Genomic DNA, 14,724 nt, shown 5'->3' with positions numbered 1-14,724 from the left:
TGGCTGTCGAAGCCGCCGGCGGTGAGGATCTTTCCCTCGCCGGCGATGATGTCGGTGCCGGGACCGATCACGATGGTGACGCCGGGCTGGATATCGGGATTGCCCGCCTTGCCGATCGCCGAGATCATGCCTTGCTTGATCGCGACGTCGGCCTTCACGATGCCCCAGTGGTCGACGATCAGCGCATTGGTGATGACGGTGTCGGCCGCGCCCTGTCTGTTGGTGACCTGCGACTGGCCCATGCCGTCGCGGATCACCTTGCCGCCGCCGAATTTGACCTCTTCGCCGTAGACGGTGAAATCCTTCTCCACCTCGATGATGAGATCGGTATCGGCGAGCCGCACCCGGTCGCCGGTGGTCGGCCCGAACATGTCGGCATAGACGGAACGTTTGATCTTGGTGCTCATGATTCCGCTCCATCGGGAGAAGAGTTCCCTCCCCCCTTGCGGGGGAGGGTCAGGGAGGGGGGTGCCGCTCGCTCAGCCGCCAGACCAATGGCGACCACAACGCCTTCCAGATTCTTCATCACATCATCACTGGCGAATCGAAGCACGCGGTATCCGCGAGACGAGAACCACTCATCACGACGACTATCGTGACGCAGACGCGATTCAAAATCATGGCTTTCGCCGTCGACCTCAACGACGAGCTTGCAGGAATGCGCGACGAAGTCCGCGATATAGCTGCCCATTGGGCTCTGACGACGAAATCCGAGAGCAGCAAGCCGAAGTGCTTTCAGATGCCGCCACAACAGGTTTTCAGCTCGCGTCATCGTGCGCCTTAGACGTTTGGCACGGCCTCGCTGAATCTCTCCGACCTCGTGATGCGGCATACCCCCCTCCCCAACCCTCCCCCGTCGCAAGTCGGGCCTGCCCGACTTGCGCAAACTTACAATGCGCAACCGGGGTAAACCCCGGTTGCGTGGGGGAGGGAGTGCGACAGTTCCGATCGCCTCACACGAAATCACAACTTCCCCATCACTTCGCCGCGGAAGCCGTAGACGGTGCGCTTTCCTGCGAGCGCCACCAGATGCACGTCGCGGGTCTGGCCCGGCTCGAAGCGGACGGCGGTGCCGGCGGCGATATCGAGCCGCATGCCGCGGGCCTTCTTGCGCTCGAACTTCAGCGCCGGATTGGTTTCGAAGAAATGGTAGTGCGAGCCGACCTGGATCGGACGATCGCCGGTATTGGCGACCGTCAGCGTCACGGTCTTGCGGCCGGCATTGAGCTCGATCTCGCCGTCCTTGATGAAGAATTCACCGGGGATCATCGTATGTTTTTCTCCTCAGTCATCTGATCGGCTCGTGCACGGTGACAAGCTTGGTGCCGTCCGGGAACGTCGCTTCGACCTGGATGTCGTGGATCATCTCGGCGATGCCCGGCATCACCTGGGCGCGGGTCAGCACCTGCGCGCCGGCCTGCATCAGCTCGGCCACGGTGCGGCCGTCACGCGCGCCCTCGACGATGAAGTCGGAGATGATGGCGATGGCTTCCGGATGGTTGAGCTTGACGCCGCGCTCCAGCCGGCGTCGCGCCACCATGGCCGCCATTGAAATCAGCAGCTTGTCCTTTTCGCGGGGAGACAGATTCATGCGAGCACTCTGATTGACCTGGACTGATCCGGTTGAGCCGGCATTTTAGTTGAGCCACACTGGTTGAGCCATCCTGGTTGAGCCACCTAGTTGAGCCAAAGCCGCGGCAACGCCGCGCCACTGGCGCGGCCGAGCACCAACATCATGTCGGCGCGCAGCCGGGCGGCATCTTGGGCACAGAAGCGGGCCATTGCAAATCCATTCCAGCAGGAGATGCCGACCTCGCCGCCGAACGATTTGGTCTCGCCGCGAATCCGCTCCACCAGCGCCTCGTCGCCCGGCACGATCAGTGCGGTGCCGATCGCCACGCCGCCCTTGGCGATCGCAGGGCTCGCAAGCTTTTCGCCGATACCGCCATCGAGGCGAATGTTCTCGGCAAATATCAGCCGACCGCCGCGGCGTAGCCGCCAGCGCTCGACGAATTCGCCCTCCAGCATCCGCTCTCCCATCGCCGCACGGCCGAACACCACGATTTCGCAGAGCAGGAGCGAGGCGCTTTCCGCCAGATCAATATCGAACCGGCGCAGCACCCGCGCCCGGTCGAACAGAATGGTCTCCTGCGGCAGCCAGGCAAGATGCGAGCCGGCCTCCGCCTTCAGCGCAATGCTGAGCCGCGCGGCGGGACCCTGGGCCCGGTAGATTTTTTCCGCCGCCGCCGTCGTCACCGCGAGCCGCGACCCTTCGCCGGTCGCAATCTCGATGTCGAAACGATCGCCGCCGGCCACCCCGCCGGCGGTGTTCACGAATACCGCCGACAGGCCTTCCGCCTCGGGCGAGGGGAAACGCACGCGCAGCGAGCCGGATTCATGGAGATGGCGGCGACGGGTGACGCCGTCGGCCTGGTGAACGTCGAAGGTCACCGCGCCCTGGGCACGGTTGGCCGCGAAAATCGCCGAAGTCGCGCTCGTGGTACCGGTCCGCATTCGCCCCCAACTCACCCCAAAGGGCGCGCGACCGCTGCCGGCCGCATCACAAGCCCACTACAGCGCCATCTGCCGGCTGATCTCGCTCGCGTCGAGATTGCTCCGATCGCAGGCGTATTTCACCGCGCCCCGGTCCATCACCGCGAAATTGTCGCCGAGCTCGCAGGCAAAGTCGAGATATTGTTCGACCAGCACGATCGCGATGTTGCCGAGGCTGCGAAGGTAAGTGATCGCGCGTCCGATATCCTTGATGATCGACGGCTGGATGCCCTCGGTCGGCTCGTCGAGCAGCAGCAGTTTTGGCCGCATCACCAGCGCCCGCCCGATCGCGAGCTGCTGCTGCTGGCCGCCGGAAAGATCGCCGCCGCGGCGGCCCAGCATCGATTGCAGCACCGGGAACAACGAGAACACGTCATCGGGAATGTTGCGATCCTGGCGCTTCAACGGTCCGAAGCCGGTCTTGAGGTTTTCCTCCACCGTCAGCAGCGGAAAAATCTCGCGCCCCTGCGGCACGAAGCCGATGCCGCGCCGCGCCCGCTCATAGGGCTTCAGACCGGTGATGTCGACGCCGTCAAAGGTGATCGCGCCGCTGGCAACGGGATACTGGCCGACCATCGCGCGCAACAGGCTGGTCTTGCCGACACCGTTGCGGCCGAGCACACAGGTCACCTTGCCCGGCTCGGCCGCGAGCGAGACGCCGCGCAGCGCCTGGGCCGCGCCGTAATAGAGGCTGATGTTGTCGACCTTCAGCATGGATCACCGCCCCAGATAGACTTCGACGACGCGGTCATTCGACGACACCTGGTCGATGGTGCCCTCGGCCAGCACGCTGCCTTCGTGCAGGCACGTCACCTTGACGCCGAGTTCGCGCACAAAGGTCATGTCGTGCTCGACGACCATGACGGTCTTGTCCTTGTTGATTTCCTTGAGAAGCTCGGCGGTCTGGTGGGTTTCGACGTCGGTCATTCCCGCGACCGGTTCGTCGACCAGGAGCAGCTTCGGGTCCTGCGCCAGCAGCATGCCGATCTCCAGCCATTGCTTCTGGCCGTGCGACAGGCTGCCCGCCAACCGGTTGCGGGCGTCCTTCAGGCGGATGGTTTCGAGCACGCGCTCGATGCGTTCGGTTTCAGGCCTGGTTTCGCGCCAGAACAGGGTGCCCTTCACGCTGTGATCGACGTTGAGCGCCAGCAGCAGATTGTCCTCGATGGTCTGGCTCTCGAACACCGTCGGCTTCTGGAACTTGCGGCCGATCCCGAGTTCGGCAATCCGGGTCTCGTCAAGCCTGGTTAGGTCGGTGACGCCGTCGAACAGAACCGTGCCCTCGTCCGGCTTGGTCTTGCCGGTGATGATATCCATCATCGTGGTCTTGCCGGCGCCGTTGGGGCCGATGATGGCGCGCATTTCGCCGGGCGCCAGCGTCAGCGACAGATTGTTGATGGCGTGAAAGCCATCGAACGAGACGTGCACGCCGTCGAGATAGAGCAGCGCGGAGGTTGAGCGGTTATCCATGACGTTCATCCGCTCACTCCGCCATCTTCGGTTCGCTGACGCCGTCTTCGCGCGCAGCACTTTCGGCCGCGGCCGACATCCGCTGCGCCTTCCACGGCTCCCACCATGCATTGAAGGTGCCGATGATACCCTTCGGCAGCAGCAGCGTTACCAAAATGAAAAGCGCGCCGAGCATGAACAGCCAATAGGGCGCCAACGGGCCCGACGTGAAGAAGGTCTTGGCGTAGTTGACGACGACCGCGCCGAGCGCGGCCCCGATCAGCGTGCCGCGGCCGCCGACGGCGACCCAGATCACGGCCTCGATGGAGTTGCCGGGCGCGAATTCGCCGGGATTGATGATGCCGACCTGCGGCACATAGAGCGCGCCGGCGACGCCGGCCATGCACGCCGACAGCGTGAAGACGAACAGCTTGTAGGATTCGACGCGGTAGCCGAGAAACCGGGTCCGGGACTCAGCGTCGCGAACCGCGATCAGCACCTTGCCAAGCTTCGAGGTCACCACCGCCCGGCATATCAGGAAGGTGATGACGAGCGCCACGCAACTCAACGCGAACAACGCGGCACGGGTGCCGTCGGCCTGCACGTTGAAGCCGAGGATGTCCTTGAAATCGGTCAGGCCGTTGTTGCCGCCGAACCCGAAATCGTTGCGGAAGAACGCCAGCAACAAGGCATAGGTCATCGCCTGGGTGATGATCGAGAGATAGACGCCGGTGACGCGGGAACGGAAAGCCAGCCAGCCGAAGCAGAAAGCCAGCAGACCCGGCACCAGAACGACCATCAGGGCTGCGAACCAGAACATATCGAAACCGTGCCAGTACCACGGCAGTTTCGGATAATTCAGGAATACCATGAAGTCAGGCAGGATCGGATTGCCGTAGACGCCGCGGCTGCCGATCTGGCGCATCAGATACATGCCCATGGCGTAACCGCCGAGCGCAAAGAACGCGCCATGGCCCAGCGAGAGGATGCCGCAATAGCCCCAGATCAGGTCGATCGAGAGCGCCAGAACGGCGTAGCAGACATATTTGCCGAACAGCGCGACCAGATAGGTCGGCACTTGCAGCATCGAGCCGGACGGCAGCAGCAGGTTTGACAGCGGGATCAGCACGCCGCAGGCGGCGACCACGATCAGGAACACGGTCGCGCTGCGGTCCAGCGAGCGCGTGAGCACATGCGGCATCATTGACCTTTACCTCTCCCGCTTGCGGGGGAGCATAGGCCGCCTTCGACGGCCGTTCTTAAATAAGAACGCCGAAGCGAAGCTTCGGCTATGGCGCGGAGCGCGGCGGGTGGGGGAAGGACTATCCACCCGTTCGACATTCTCGTTGCGGAGAGAGCCCCCACCCCAACCCTCCCCCGCAAGCGGGAGAGGGAGGTGCTCGGCGATACTGGGCAAATTGCAATGAGGGGCGTCATGCTTCCACCGCCCGCCCCTTGAGCGCGAACAGGCCGCGCGGGCGTTTCTGGATAAACAGGATGATCAGCACCAGAATGGCGATCTTGCCGAGCACGGCGCCGGCGACCGGCTCCAGGAACTTGTTGGCGATGCCGAGCGTGAACGCACCGACCAGGGTGCCCCACAAATTGCCGACCCCGCCGAACACCACCACCATGAAGGAGTCGATGATGTAGCTCTGGCCGAGATTGGGGCTGACATTGTCGATCTGCGACAACGCCACGCCGGCGATCCCGGCGATGCCCGAGCCGAGACCGAAGGTCAGCGCATCGACCCGCGAGGTGGCGATCCCCATCGACGCCGCCATGCGGCGGTTCTGGGTCACCGCGCGCATCTCCAGGCCGAGCGCGGTATAGCGCAGCATGGCAAGCAGGATTACGAACACGGCCATCGTGAAGCAGAGGATCCACAGCCGGTTATAGGTGATCGTGATCTGTCCAAGCTCGAACGCGCCGCTCATCCAGGAGGGATTGCCCACTTCGCGGTTGGTGGGGCCGAAGGCGGTGCGCACCGCCTGTTGCAACACCAGCGAGAGGCCCCAGGTCGCCAGCAGCGTTTCCAGCGGCCGACCGTAGAGGAAGCGAATGATCGTTCGTTCGATCACGACCCCGATCGCGCCGGCAACGATGAAGGCCAGCGGCACGGCGATCAGGAGCGAGTAATCGAACAGACCCGGATAGCTGGTGCGGATCGTTTCCTGCACCACGAAGGTGGTGTAGGCGCCGATCATCACCATCTCGCCATGGGCCATGTTGATGACCCCCATCACGCCGAAGGTGATGGCAAGGCCGATCGCCGCGAGCAGCAGAACCGAGCCGAGCGACACGCCGTACCAGGCATTCTGCACCGCCGACCACAGCGCGAGATTGCTCTGGATGGCCGACGTCGCATTGGCCGCCGCACGCGCGATCGCGGGCGGCTGTTCTCCGGAAAGGCCAGTCAGCAGCGCCAGTGCTTCCTGGTCGCCGCGCGCCTTGATGGTGGCGATGGCTTCGAGCTTTTCGGCATCGGTGGCGTCGGGCTTGAAAAGCAGGATGGCCGCGCGCGCTTCGGTAAAGGCGAGCTTCGCGGCCTTGTTGGTCTCCTTTTGCAGCGCGCCGTCGACGACAGGCAGCATGGTTTCGTCGTGGGTCTTGAAAACCGACTGCGCGGCGGCGACCCGCTTGACCGGATCGGGCGACAGCAGGGTCAGGCCGCCGAGCGCGGCCTCGACGGTGCGGCGCAGGCGGTTGTTGAGGCGCACGGCAGCGGCATTGTCCGGCAGCTTGTCCACGGCCGCGCCGGTTGCGGCGTCGATGATCTTGCCGTCCGCTTGCGTGACATAGACGTTCTTGGTGTCGGGATCGGCCGACAGCCGGCCGTCCTGGAGTGCGCTGACGATGGGAAAGGCGAGCGGATTGCCCGATGTTGCAACGACACCGATGGCCTCTTCGGTGTCCGAGAACTCGTCATTGGCGAATTTGGCGACCGCGTCCTCGAACGGCCCAGCGAACGCTGGCAAGGCGAAGACGGCGATCAAGAAGACTGAGAGGACAAGCGCGCGAAGACGGTCAAGAACATTGGCGACCACTGGATGACCCCGGCAGAATTAGTGAGGAAGGCGGCGACATCGCCGCCCCCCAGGTCTCGTGGATGAGTTTTTTAGTCTAGCATGATCGCGGGGCAAACGCTTCGCGTTTGCCCCGGTTTTTGAGGATCATGTTCCTGTTATCAGGAGCCCTGACCGCCGCATTTGTTGGTCTTGGTGTTGTAGTTGCCGCACTTCTTGCCGACCCAATCGCCGATCAGATCCTTGGAATCCGGCAGCTCCTTCGACCAGGCGTCGCCAGCAACCAGGCCAGGTGTCTTCCACACCACGTCGAACTGGCCATTGCCTTTGATTTCGCCAATGAACACCGGCTTGGTGATGTGGTGGTTCGGCAGCATCTTCGAGACGCCACCGGTCAAGTTCGGCGTTTCGGTGCCGGGCAACGCGTCGATCACCTTGTCTGCATCGACCGACTTCGCCTTTTCGACCGCCTTCACCCACATGTTGAAGCCGATATAGGTCGCTTCCATTGGATCATTGGTCGTGCGCTTCGGGTTCTTGGTGTAGGCCTGCCAGTCCTTGATGAACTTCTCGTTCGCCGGGGTCTTGATCGACTCGAAGTAGTTCCAGGCGGCGAGATGGCCGAGCAGTGGCTTGGTGTCGATGCCGGCGAGTTCCTCTTCACCGACCGAGAACGCGACCACCGGAATATCGGTCGCCTTGATGCCTTGGTTGCCGAGTTCCTTGTAGAAGGGAACGTTGGCGTCGCCGTTGATGGTCGAAACCACTGCGGTCTTCTTGCCGGCCGAGCCGAACTTCTTGATGTCGGCCACGATGGTCTGCCAGTCGCTATGACCGAACGGAGTGTAGTTGATCATGATGTCGCCCTGGGCGACACCCTTCGACTTCAGATAGGCTTCGAGGATCTTGTTGGTGGTGCGCGGATAGACGTAGTCGGTGCCGGCCAGCACCCAACGCTTCACCTTTTCGTCCTTCATCAGGTAGTCGACCGCGGGAATAGCCTGCTGGTTCGGCGCAGCGCCGGTGTAGAACACGTTGCGCTCGCTCTCCTCACCCTCGTACTGCACCGGGTAGAACAGGATGTTGTTGAGCTCCTTGAATACCGGAAGCACGGATTTGCGCGACACCGAGGTCCAGCAACCGAACACCACCGCGACCTTGTCCTTGGTGATCAGCTCGCGCGCTTTTTCCGCAAACAGTGGCCAGTTCGACGCGGGATCGACGACGACAGCCTCCAGCTTCTTGCCAAGCACGCCGCCCTTCTTGTTCTGCTCATCGATCATGAACAGGACCGTATCCTTCAGCGTGGTCTCGCTGATCGCCATGGTGCCCGACAACGAGTGAAGGACGCCGACCTTGATGGTGTCGTCAGCGGCTTGCGCAGTCGAAAACGCGGCCAGGCCCAAAGCCAGCCCGGCGGTCGCCGCGAGCCAGCGGCGGCGGCTCAACGTCGTAAGATCGTGAGTAATAAGCTGTGTAAGCATGAAATGTCTCTCCCTGACGCAGGCGTGAAACGCTGCGAACGGCCCCAACGGCCGCCTGCGTTAATGGAATCGCAAGAACCATGCCACGGCGCCTCATGGATGTAACCTCATGGCTTCGTTGAAGAATTCGCCGTCACCCGTCAGCAATTTCGAGAATATGCCTAATATTTAGGCCAGAAAAATGTGTGCTTCGGTTGCAAAATGTTTAATTCATAAGCAATTTCGGCCAACATCTAAATCGCCGGCACAAATTTTTGGCAGCCGATCCCGGGAATTGGACACGCCATCGGCCGTAAATGGAGCCGTTGCGCCTGTTTTTGACGGCCGGACGGGGTGAGTTGCACAATTCACCTTGAAAGCGCCGTGTTCGTGTTCCATATGGGGGGGACGACCCCGGATTCATCGGGTCACTGCGAGCCGCGTGTTCTGAGCCCGTCCAACGGTTTCTGGCTTGCCCCTTCAGCTAACCAAAACCGACGCCCCAAACACGCGGGTGTCTCAGACACCCCCTCGCGCGCTCCTGACTATCATTGTCGGGCGCCTGCCTTTTACAATGGAAAGTACCCACCTTTTGACCTCCTTTCAGGATTTCGGCCTCGCCGATCCCATCTCCCGTGCGCTCAAAGAAGAGAATTATCTGACGCCCACGCCCATCCAGGCTCAAACCATTCCCCTTGCACTCGCTGGCCGTGACGTGGTCGGCATCGCCCAGACCGGCACCGGCAAGACCGCGGCGTTCGCGCTGCCGATCCTGCACCGCATTCTGGAAAATCGCATCAAGCCGCAGCCCAAGGCCTGCCGCGTGCTCGTCCTCAGCCCCACGCGCGAATTGTCGGGGCAAATCCTTGACAGTTTCAACGCCTACGGCCGCCATATGCGCCTGACATCGGCGCTGGCGATCGGCGGCGTGCCGATGGGACGCCAGGTCCGCTCGATCATGCAAGGCGTCGAAGTCCTGGTGGCCACGCCGGGCCGCCTGCTCGATCTCGTGCAAAGCAACGGGCTGAAACTCGGACAGGTCGAGTTTCTCGTGCTCGACGAGGCCGACCGCATGCTCGACATGGGCTTCATCAACGATATCCGCAAGATCGTCGCCAAATTGCCGGTCAGGCGGCAGACGCTATTCTTCTCGGCGACGATGCCGAAGGATATCGCCGAACTGGCGGAAGCGATGCTGCGTGACCCCGCGCGGGTGGCCGTGACGCCGGTCGCCTCGACGGTCGAGCGCATCACCCAGCGCATCATCCAGGTCGACCACTCGGCCAAGCCTGCCCTCTTGGCGCAGCTGTTGAAGCAGGAGAAGGTCAGCCGCGCGCTGATCTTTACCCGCACCAAGCATGGCGCCGACAAGGTGGTGAAGGGCCTCGCAAGGGCCGGCATCACCGCCGACGCCATTCACGGCAACAAGTCGCAAAATCACCGCGAGCGGGTGCTGGCGGCATTCCGCACCGGCGAGATCCTCACGCTGGTCGCCACCGACATTGCCGCCCGCGGCATCGACGTCGACGGCATCAGCCATGTGGTGAATTTCGATCTTCCCAACATACCCGAGACCTACGTCCATCGCATCGGCCGCACCGCGCGCGCCGGCGCCGAAGGCGTCGCGATCTCGCTCGTCGCTGGCGGCGAGGAGATGGCGTATCTGCGCGATATCGAGAAGCTGATCCGCATCGCGCTGCCGAAGGAAGACCGCCGCACGCCTGGTCATCGCGATGCAGCGCCGGCCCCGGCGCAAAATCGTGGCGCGCGCTCTGCACCGCGCGTGCATGCCGGACGCGCAAATGACGCCGCGCCGGGATCGAAAGGCCCTCGCCGAGGCCGCCGTCCTGGTGGTAATAGTGGCGCTCCACCAACCAACCGGCACGAGGTCAATCGGAACGAGCCGCTTCGTCCGTCGCAAGGCGGCGGCAAGGCCGAAGGGATGCAGGGCGTCGCTTTTCTACACCGCGAAAGCCGTCCGAACACCCGCCCCAACCGCACTCAACGGCCACGCTAGCGGTCGATCGACCTGGAGATAAACATGGCTAAAGAAGAGCTGATCCAGTTCGAAGGACTGGTGACCGAAATCCTCCCCGATGCCCGTTACCGCGTCCAGCTCGACGCGGGACACGAGATCGTCGCCTACACCGCAGGCAAGATGAAAAAGAACCGGATCAAGACGCTGGCCGGTGACCGGGTGACGATCGAGATGTCGCCCTATGATCTGGAAAAGGGCCGGCTCATCTTCCGTCACAAGGACGAGCGTCCGGGCGGCAGCGGCCCGCGCGGCGCCCCGCCACGCGGCCAATTCCGCCGCAGGTAAGCGCCGCCGGCGCGGCCTTGCGCAACAGCAAATGTCGAGATCATATCGACGCCAGCAGCGGCCTGCCGTCGCAACCCTGGACGCGATCAAAAAATCGCGCACGTCAGGATTGTTTTGGGGGCTATTTTGGAATATTATGACTTAATCGATTTTCGGCCGGACGACATTAGCTATCCACCGGTACAGCCGGTTTAGACGCTGACGACCCTTCCAAAAATTCGATCTCACCAGCCCACCGAAAAAAGTGGGTTTCTACTATATCTATCTTGAGAAGGGACTACCCCCGTGAGCATGGGAACCGTGAAGTGGTTTAACGCGACCAAGGGCTTCGGCTTTATCCAGCCGGATGACGGCGGCAACGACGTGTTCGTGCACATCAGCGCCGTCGAACGCGCCGGACTTGGAACGCTGCGTGAAGGCCAGAAGATCAGCTACGAGATCGTGGCGGACCGCCGTTCTGGCAAGTCTTCGGCCGACAATCTGCGCGCCGCCGGCTAAGCTAACCCGTCGGTCCGCGCAGGCCGCGGCTGCGAGGTTGCTCCGCCCGAACACCCAAGAAGAAAGGCCGCGCTCTGGCGCGGCCTTTTTTTGCTTTGAACGATGTGGCGACCCCGTGCCGGGGATGGCGACCGAAGCGTCCACGTCACAAGGTCGGACAGGACGGCGGGGTGCCGGCCGGAGTCGAGGGATAGAAAACACATCTCGACTGGCGCGGCCTTGTATAGGTGACCTCGCTCAGGTTCACGAGGACGACCCGCTTCGTTAACCCGGTGTTAATCATTTTCAGAAGAGCGCCTCGCACCGGCCGCAAGCGCGGCAAGGCCGACCCACATTGTCGGCCGGCATCAAGGTTCTATTACTTGGCACCCGCGGCGCCGCCGGCCGAGCTGCTGAGAGTGCCGGCCTGCTCCATCGTCGCCTTGAAGAAGGTGTCGCCGTCACCAAGGGTGACGCGCCGCTGGCAGATCGGCCGGCAGGTGTATGATTCGCGATCGATGCCGCGGTAAACGGTGATGAGCTGGTCGGTCGGACCTTCGACCTGAATGACGCGATCCACCAGCACCTCGCCACCGCGGTCCATCGCAATGAAATTGGTTGCGCCGTAGCCCTTGCCGGTCACGACGAGCACTCCGCCGGCTTGCAGCGCGACGTCCGCAATCAGTGGATTTCCGACGACGATGGTGGCCACGCGGGCGGGAAGCTTGACGAGCCTTGCCTGATCGACATTGACTGCGATGGAGTCGGCCGACGGCTCGGCAAGGACGGCTACCGGCCACAACAGCATTCCAGCCGCCAACGACCGGAACACGAAACGCGCGCGCACGAAGGTGCGCAAGGACCTGAACGACATACAATACCCCGGGGCGTTGACAAGCCGGCTAAAGCGATACGCAGCGGAACCGGCGCCCGACGGGGCAAATCTGACGTCAATGTGTGAACGAACTGCAAACGGGACCGAGATTCTCGGCCCCCTCGGCGAGCCTACTGACGAAACGGGTAGGCCAGCTGTCCGACAATCTCGGACGGAATGCCCTGAACGTCGGCACCGTAGTTTTCGGGGAGCCTGTTTTCCGGCATCCGGAATGTTCCAAAAAGGATGTCCCAGATCGGAAATGTCCCGGCGAAGTTGGTATTGCCGCCCTCTTCCAGAGGCGTGTGATGCCAGCGATGAAACACCGGCGTTGCCAGCACATATTTGAACGGGCCAAGCGTCCAGTTGAGATTGGCGTGAACGAAGGCCGAATGGAATGTCGTGAATGGTCCGACCCAGAGCATGATGTTGGGCGAAATGCCGGCCATCAGCAATATCACGTCGACGGCAATGGTCCCGAGGAACAGGTTTGCGGGGTGGAAGCGCGCCGCCGAAATCCAGTCCAGCTCTTCTGACGAATGATGGATCGCGTGATACTTCCAGAAGCCGCCGCCGTGAAACAGCCGGTGCAGCCAGTACAGCATGAAGTCGGACAGAACCAGGAACAACAGCCCCTGCAACCAAAGCGGCAGTTGGGACAGCGGACCGTGGCCGTTGTCGTAAAACGCAATCAATTCGTCGGCGTCGTGAATCTTGAAGATCACGCCGGTGCCAAGCACGAGCAGCCCGATCCGCAGCACCCGCGCAAACAATGGGACAAAGAACCAGTAACAGATGTCGGTGACGAGTTCACGCTTGCGCCACCAGGGCGCCCCGGGATTGCAGGCCCAGAAATGGGTCAGCACCGAGAACACCAGCGCCAGCCCAATCGTGATGGGTACGATCTTGGCGATCGTCTGGCCAAGCATCTCGACGACTTCCAGAGCTAAAGTGGGCATGAAGGCCTCGTCTGATCGGGTCTTTTACGGGTACGCCCCGGGGCTTAAGGAGCCGTAAACCAGAACGCCCGACGCCACTCGCCGGCGCTTGAATAATGAGCGAAATCAGCCCGGGCTAACCTTGATCGCATTGCGCGAACTGCCTTAATTCGAAATTTACTCTGCTTCAGAACAGCCGGTTCCAGTGATGTTTACGTGATCGAATTAACCGCACTGCAATTGTCCGACCTTAGGGTTTGCCATGGTCACGGTGCTGAGAACGCCGGCGCGACCACAGTTAGTTCGACCAGCCACGTGTTCACATGGAGTTACCTAATGAAGAATCTGATTGCGCGTTTCGTGAAGGACGAGTCCGGCGCTACCGCCATCGAATACGGCCTCATTGCAGCCGGCATTTCGCTCGCGATTATCGCTGTCGTTAACGGCCTCGGCAGCAACCTGAACACCAAGTTCACCTCGATCAACACCTCGCTGAAGTAAGCGACGTTACTCGGACGTGAAGAAGGGCCTCGGGGTTACCGGGGCCCTTTTTTGCTTCTGCTTGCAGTAGGTAGCGTAGGATCATGCGTACCCCGACCCCTGCCGCCGCGAAAACGGCGTTCTTGCCGCCCGCCAGCCGAGACGATTCCCCGACGAAAGTGGTCTGTGCCGCATTGGCGCTGGCGCTTGTGGTTCTCGCCTGCCGAATTGCAAGTATGTGGTCGTAGCCGTGCCATTTCCCGATTGTTCACTTCTGGACGCTAGGCTCGGACCACCCTCCGACCTCTGGTCAGCAGCACAGGCCGCATAAATCCATGATCCTCGACGTTGCACGCCTTCTGCTGTTTCCGGCCCTGATGGCGTTCGCGGCGGCGAGTGACCTCTTCACCATGACCATTTCGAACCGGGTGTCGCTGGCGTTGGCGGCCGGCTTCCTGGCGCTGGCTTTGCTGAGCGGCATGGAATTTTCCGACATCCTCAGGCATCTGGGTGCCGGCGCCGCCGTGCTCGCGCTGGCTTTTGTCTGCTTTGCCCTGGGCTGGGTCGGCGGCGGGGACGCCAAGGTGGCGGCCGGTGCGGCGCTATGGTTCGGCTTCGGTCATCTGCTGGACTATCTGGTCTATGCCTCGCTGTTCGGAGGCGTCCTGACGCTGTTACTGCTCCAGTTCCGGCAATGGCCGTTGCCTTACCAGCTGGCCGGCCAGGCGTGGCTGCTCAAACTGCACGCCAAGGAAAGCGGGATCCCCTACGGCATCGCACTCGCGATCGGCGCATTGGTGATCTACCCGGAGACGGAATGGATCAAGGCGGTCGACCTGGCGCATTTCGTCATTCGCTGATCGCCGCAGAGGTAAACCCGCCGTTAAGGCGATTTAGATACGCCTCATTAACCATGCTTTGACGAATAGCTGGTCAACTCCCATCACGGCGACGGAAGCGTCGCAAGCGTAATGTGGAAAGTGAAGCGTATGAATACCGCCCGCATTGTCGTCCTGACCATCGCTGTCGGTGCCGGCGGCATCGCGGCATATCTTGCGAGTGGATCGGACAGCACACCGCCTCCGGCGCCGGTCGCGCAACTGCAGACCGTCGACGTTCTCGTGGCCAAAGTCGATATCGG

General features: G+C 62.2%; 16 protein-coding genes and 2 pseudogenes. 6 read left to right on the top strand and 12 right to left on the bottom strand.

Annotated elements, in window-relative coordinates; translation table 11 throughout:
* From ureC to urtA, 10 genes and pseudogenes are all read right to left on the bottom strand, one after another.
* A pseudogene (gene ureC, locus E8A46_RS18085) lies at positions 1-407 on the bottom strand (urease subunit alpha); the annotation flags it as partial.
* Positions 404-832 (bottom strand): DUF559 domain-containing protein, encoded by a 429-nt coding sequence (locus E8A46_RS18080; RefSeq protein ID WP_291563645.1) that lies wholly within the window; start codon positions 830-832, stop codon positions 404-406. The gene E8A46_RS18080 and the pseudogene ureC, both read right to left, overlap by 4 nt.
* A 131-nt stretch (positions 833-963) precedes the next feature.
* A complete protein-coding gene (locus tag E8A46_RS18075) occupies positions 964-1,269 on the bottom strand; it encodes an urease subunit beta (protein ID WP_291563644.1) in 306 nt (101 codons plus the stop codon).
* Positions 1,270-1,288: 19 nt separating this feature from the next.
* Complete coding sequence (locus E8A46_RS18070) at positions 1,289-1,591, bottom strand: urease subunit gamma (protein ID WP_291563643.1); 303 nt, start codon at positions 1,589-1,591, stop codon at positions 1,289-1,291.
* Positions 1,592-1,677: 86 nt separating this feature from the next.
* Complete coding sequence (locus E8A46_RS18065; RefSeq protein WP_291563642.1) at positions 1,678-2,514, bottom strand: urease accessory protein UreD; 837 nt, start codon at positions 2,512-2,514, stop codon at positions 1,678-1,680.
* A 57-nt stretch (positions 2,515-2,571) separates the two neighbouring features.
* Positions 2,572-3,267 carry an urea ABC transporter ATP-binding subunit UrtE gene (urtE, locus tag E8A46_RS18060; RefSeq protein WP_291563641.1) on the bottom strand — a complete coding sequence of 232 codons (696 nt, stop codon included), beginning with the start codon at positions 3,265-3,267 and terminating at the stop codon, positions 2,572-2,574.
* 3 nt (positions 3,268-3,270) lie between these two features.
* Positions 3,271-4,032, bottom strand: a complete 762-nt coding sequence (gene urtD, locus E8A46_RS18055) for an urea ABC transporter ATP-binding protein UrtD (RefSeq protein ID WP_291563640.1) — start codon at positions 4,030-4,032, stop codon at positions 3,271-3,273.
* Between the two features lie 4 nt (positions 4,033-4,036).
* Positions 4,037-5,206: an urea ABC transporter permease subunit UrtC gene (urtC, locus tag E8A46_RS18050; RefSeq protein ID WP_291563639.1), complete on the bottom strand. Its 1,170-nt coding sequence runs from the start codon at positions 5,204-5,206 to the stop codon at positions 4,037-4,039.
* Between the two features lie 229 nt (positions 5,207-5,435).
* A complete protein-coding gene (gene urtB, locus E8A46_RS18045; protein WP_291563636.1) occupies positions 5,436-7,049 on the bottom strand; it encodes an urea ABC transporter permease subunit UrtB in 1,614 nt (537 codons plus the stop codon).
* Positions 7,050-7,189: 140 nt separating this feature from the next.
* Positions 7,190-8,512, bottom strand: coding sequence for an urea ABC transporter substrate-binding protein (gene urtA, locus E8A46_RS18040; RefSeq protein WP_291563634.1), 1,323 nt, complete (start codon positions 8,510-8,512; stop codon positions 7,190-7,192).
* A gap of 553 nt (positions 8,513-9,065) precedes the next feature.
* Between urtA and E8A46_RS18035 the strand changes: the two genes are divergently transcribed.
* From E8A46_RS18035 to E8A46_RS18025, 3 genes are all read left to right on the top strand, one after another.
* Positions 9,066-10,508, top strand: a complete 1,443-nt coding sequence (locus tag E8A46_RS18035) for a DEAD/DEAH box helicase (RefSeq protein ID WP_291563631.1) — start codon at positions 9,066-9,068, stop codon at positions 10,506-10,508.
* A gap of 24 nt (positions 10,509-10,532) precedes the next feature.
* Positions 10,533-10,814, top strand: a complete 282-nt coding sequence (gene infA, locus E8A46_RS18030) for a translation initiation factor IF-1 (RefSeq protein WP_291563627.1) — start codon at positions 10,533-10,535, stop codon at positions 10,812-10,814.
* A gap of 285 nt (positions 10,815-11,099) precedes the next feature.
* Positions 11,100-11,312, top strand: coding sequence for a cold-shock protein (locus tag E8A46_RS18025; RefSeq protein ID WP_011474122.1), 213 nt, complete (start codon positions 11,100-11,102; stop codon positions 11,310-11,312).
* A 358-nt stretch (positions 11,313-11,670) separates the two neighbouring features.
* Here E8A46_RS18025 and E8A46_RS18020 read toward each other — a convergent pair whose 3' ends face one another.
* Both E8A46_RS18020 and E8A46_RS18015 read right to left on the bottom strand, forming a co-directional pair.
* Complete coding sequence (locus E8A46_RS18020) at positions 11,671-12,165, bottom strand: pilus assembly protein N-terminal domain-containing protein (RefSeq protein WP_291563597.1); 495 nt, start codon at positions 12,163-12,165, stop codon at positions 11,671-11,673.
* A 131-nt stretch (positions 12,166-12,296) separates the two neighbouring features.
* A complete protein-coding gene (locus E8A46_RS18015) occupies positions 12,297-13,124 on the bottom strand; it encodes a sterol desaturase family protein (RefSeq protein WP_291563594.1) in 828 nt (275 codons plus the stop codon).
* A gap of 315 nt (positions 13,125-13,439) precedes the next feature.
* Here E8A46_RS18015 and E8A46_RS18010 point away from each other — a divergent pair, with 315 nt between their 5' ends.
* From E8A46_RS18010 to E8A46_RS18000, 3 genes and pseudogenes are all read left to right on the top strand, one after another.
* Positions 13,440-13,604, top strand: coding sequence for a Flp family type IVb pilin (locus tag E8A46_RS18010; protein WP_291563592.1), 165 nt, complete (start codon positions 13,440-13,442; stop codon positions 13,602-13,604).
* A gap of 314 nt (positions 13,605-13,918) precedes the next feature.
* A complete protein-coding gene (locus tag E8A46_RS18005) occupies positions 13,919-14,443 on the top strand; it encodes a prepilin peptidase (protein WP_291563589.1) in 525 nt (174 codons plus the stop codon).
* 129 nt (positions 14,444-14,572) lie between these two features.
* Positions 14,573-14,724 (top strand): annotated as a pseudogene (locus E8A46_RS18000) (Flp pilus assembly protein CpaB); the annotation flags it as partial.

Origin of the sequence: Bradyrhizobium sp., from assembly GCF_004799445.1 — a bacterium.
GTDB lineage: Bacteria > Pseudomonadota > Alphaproteobacteria > Rhizobiales > Xanthobacteraceae > Bradyrhizobium.
This window is presented reverse-complemented; position numbering and strand designations above follow the sequence as displayed.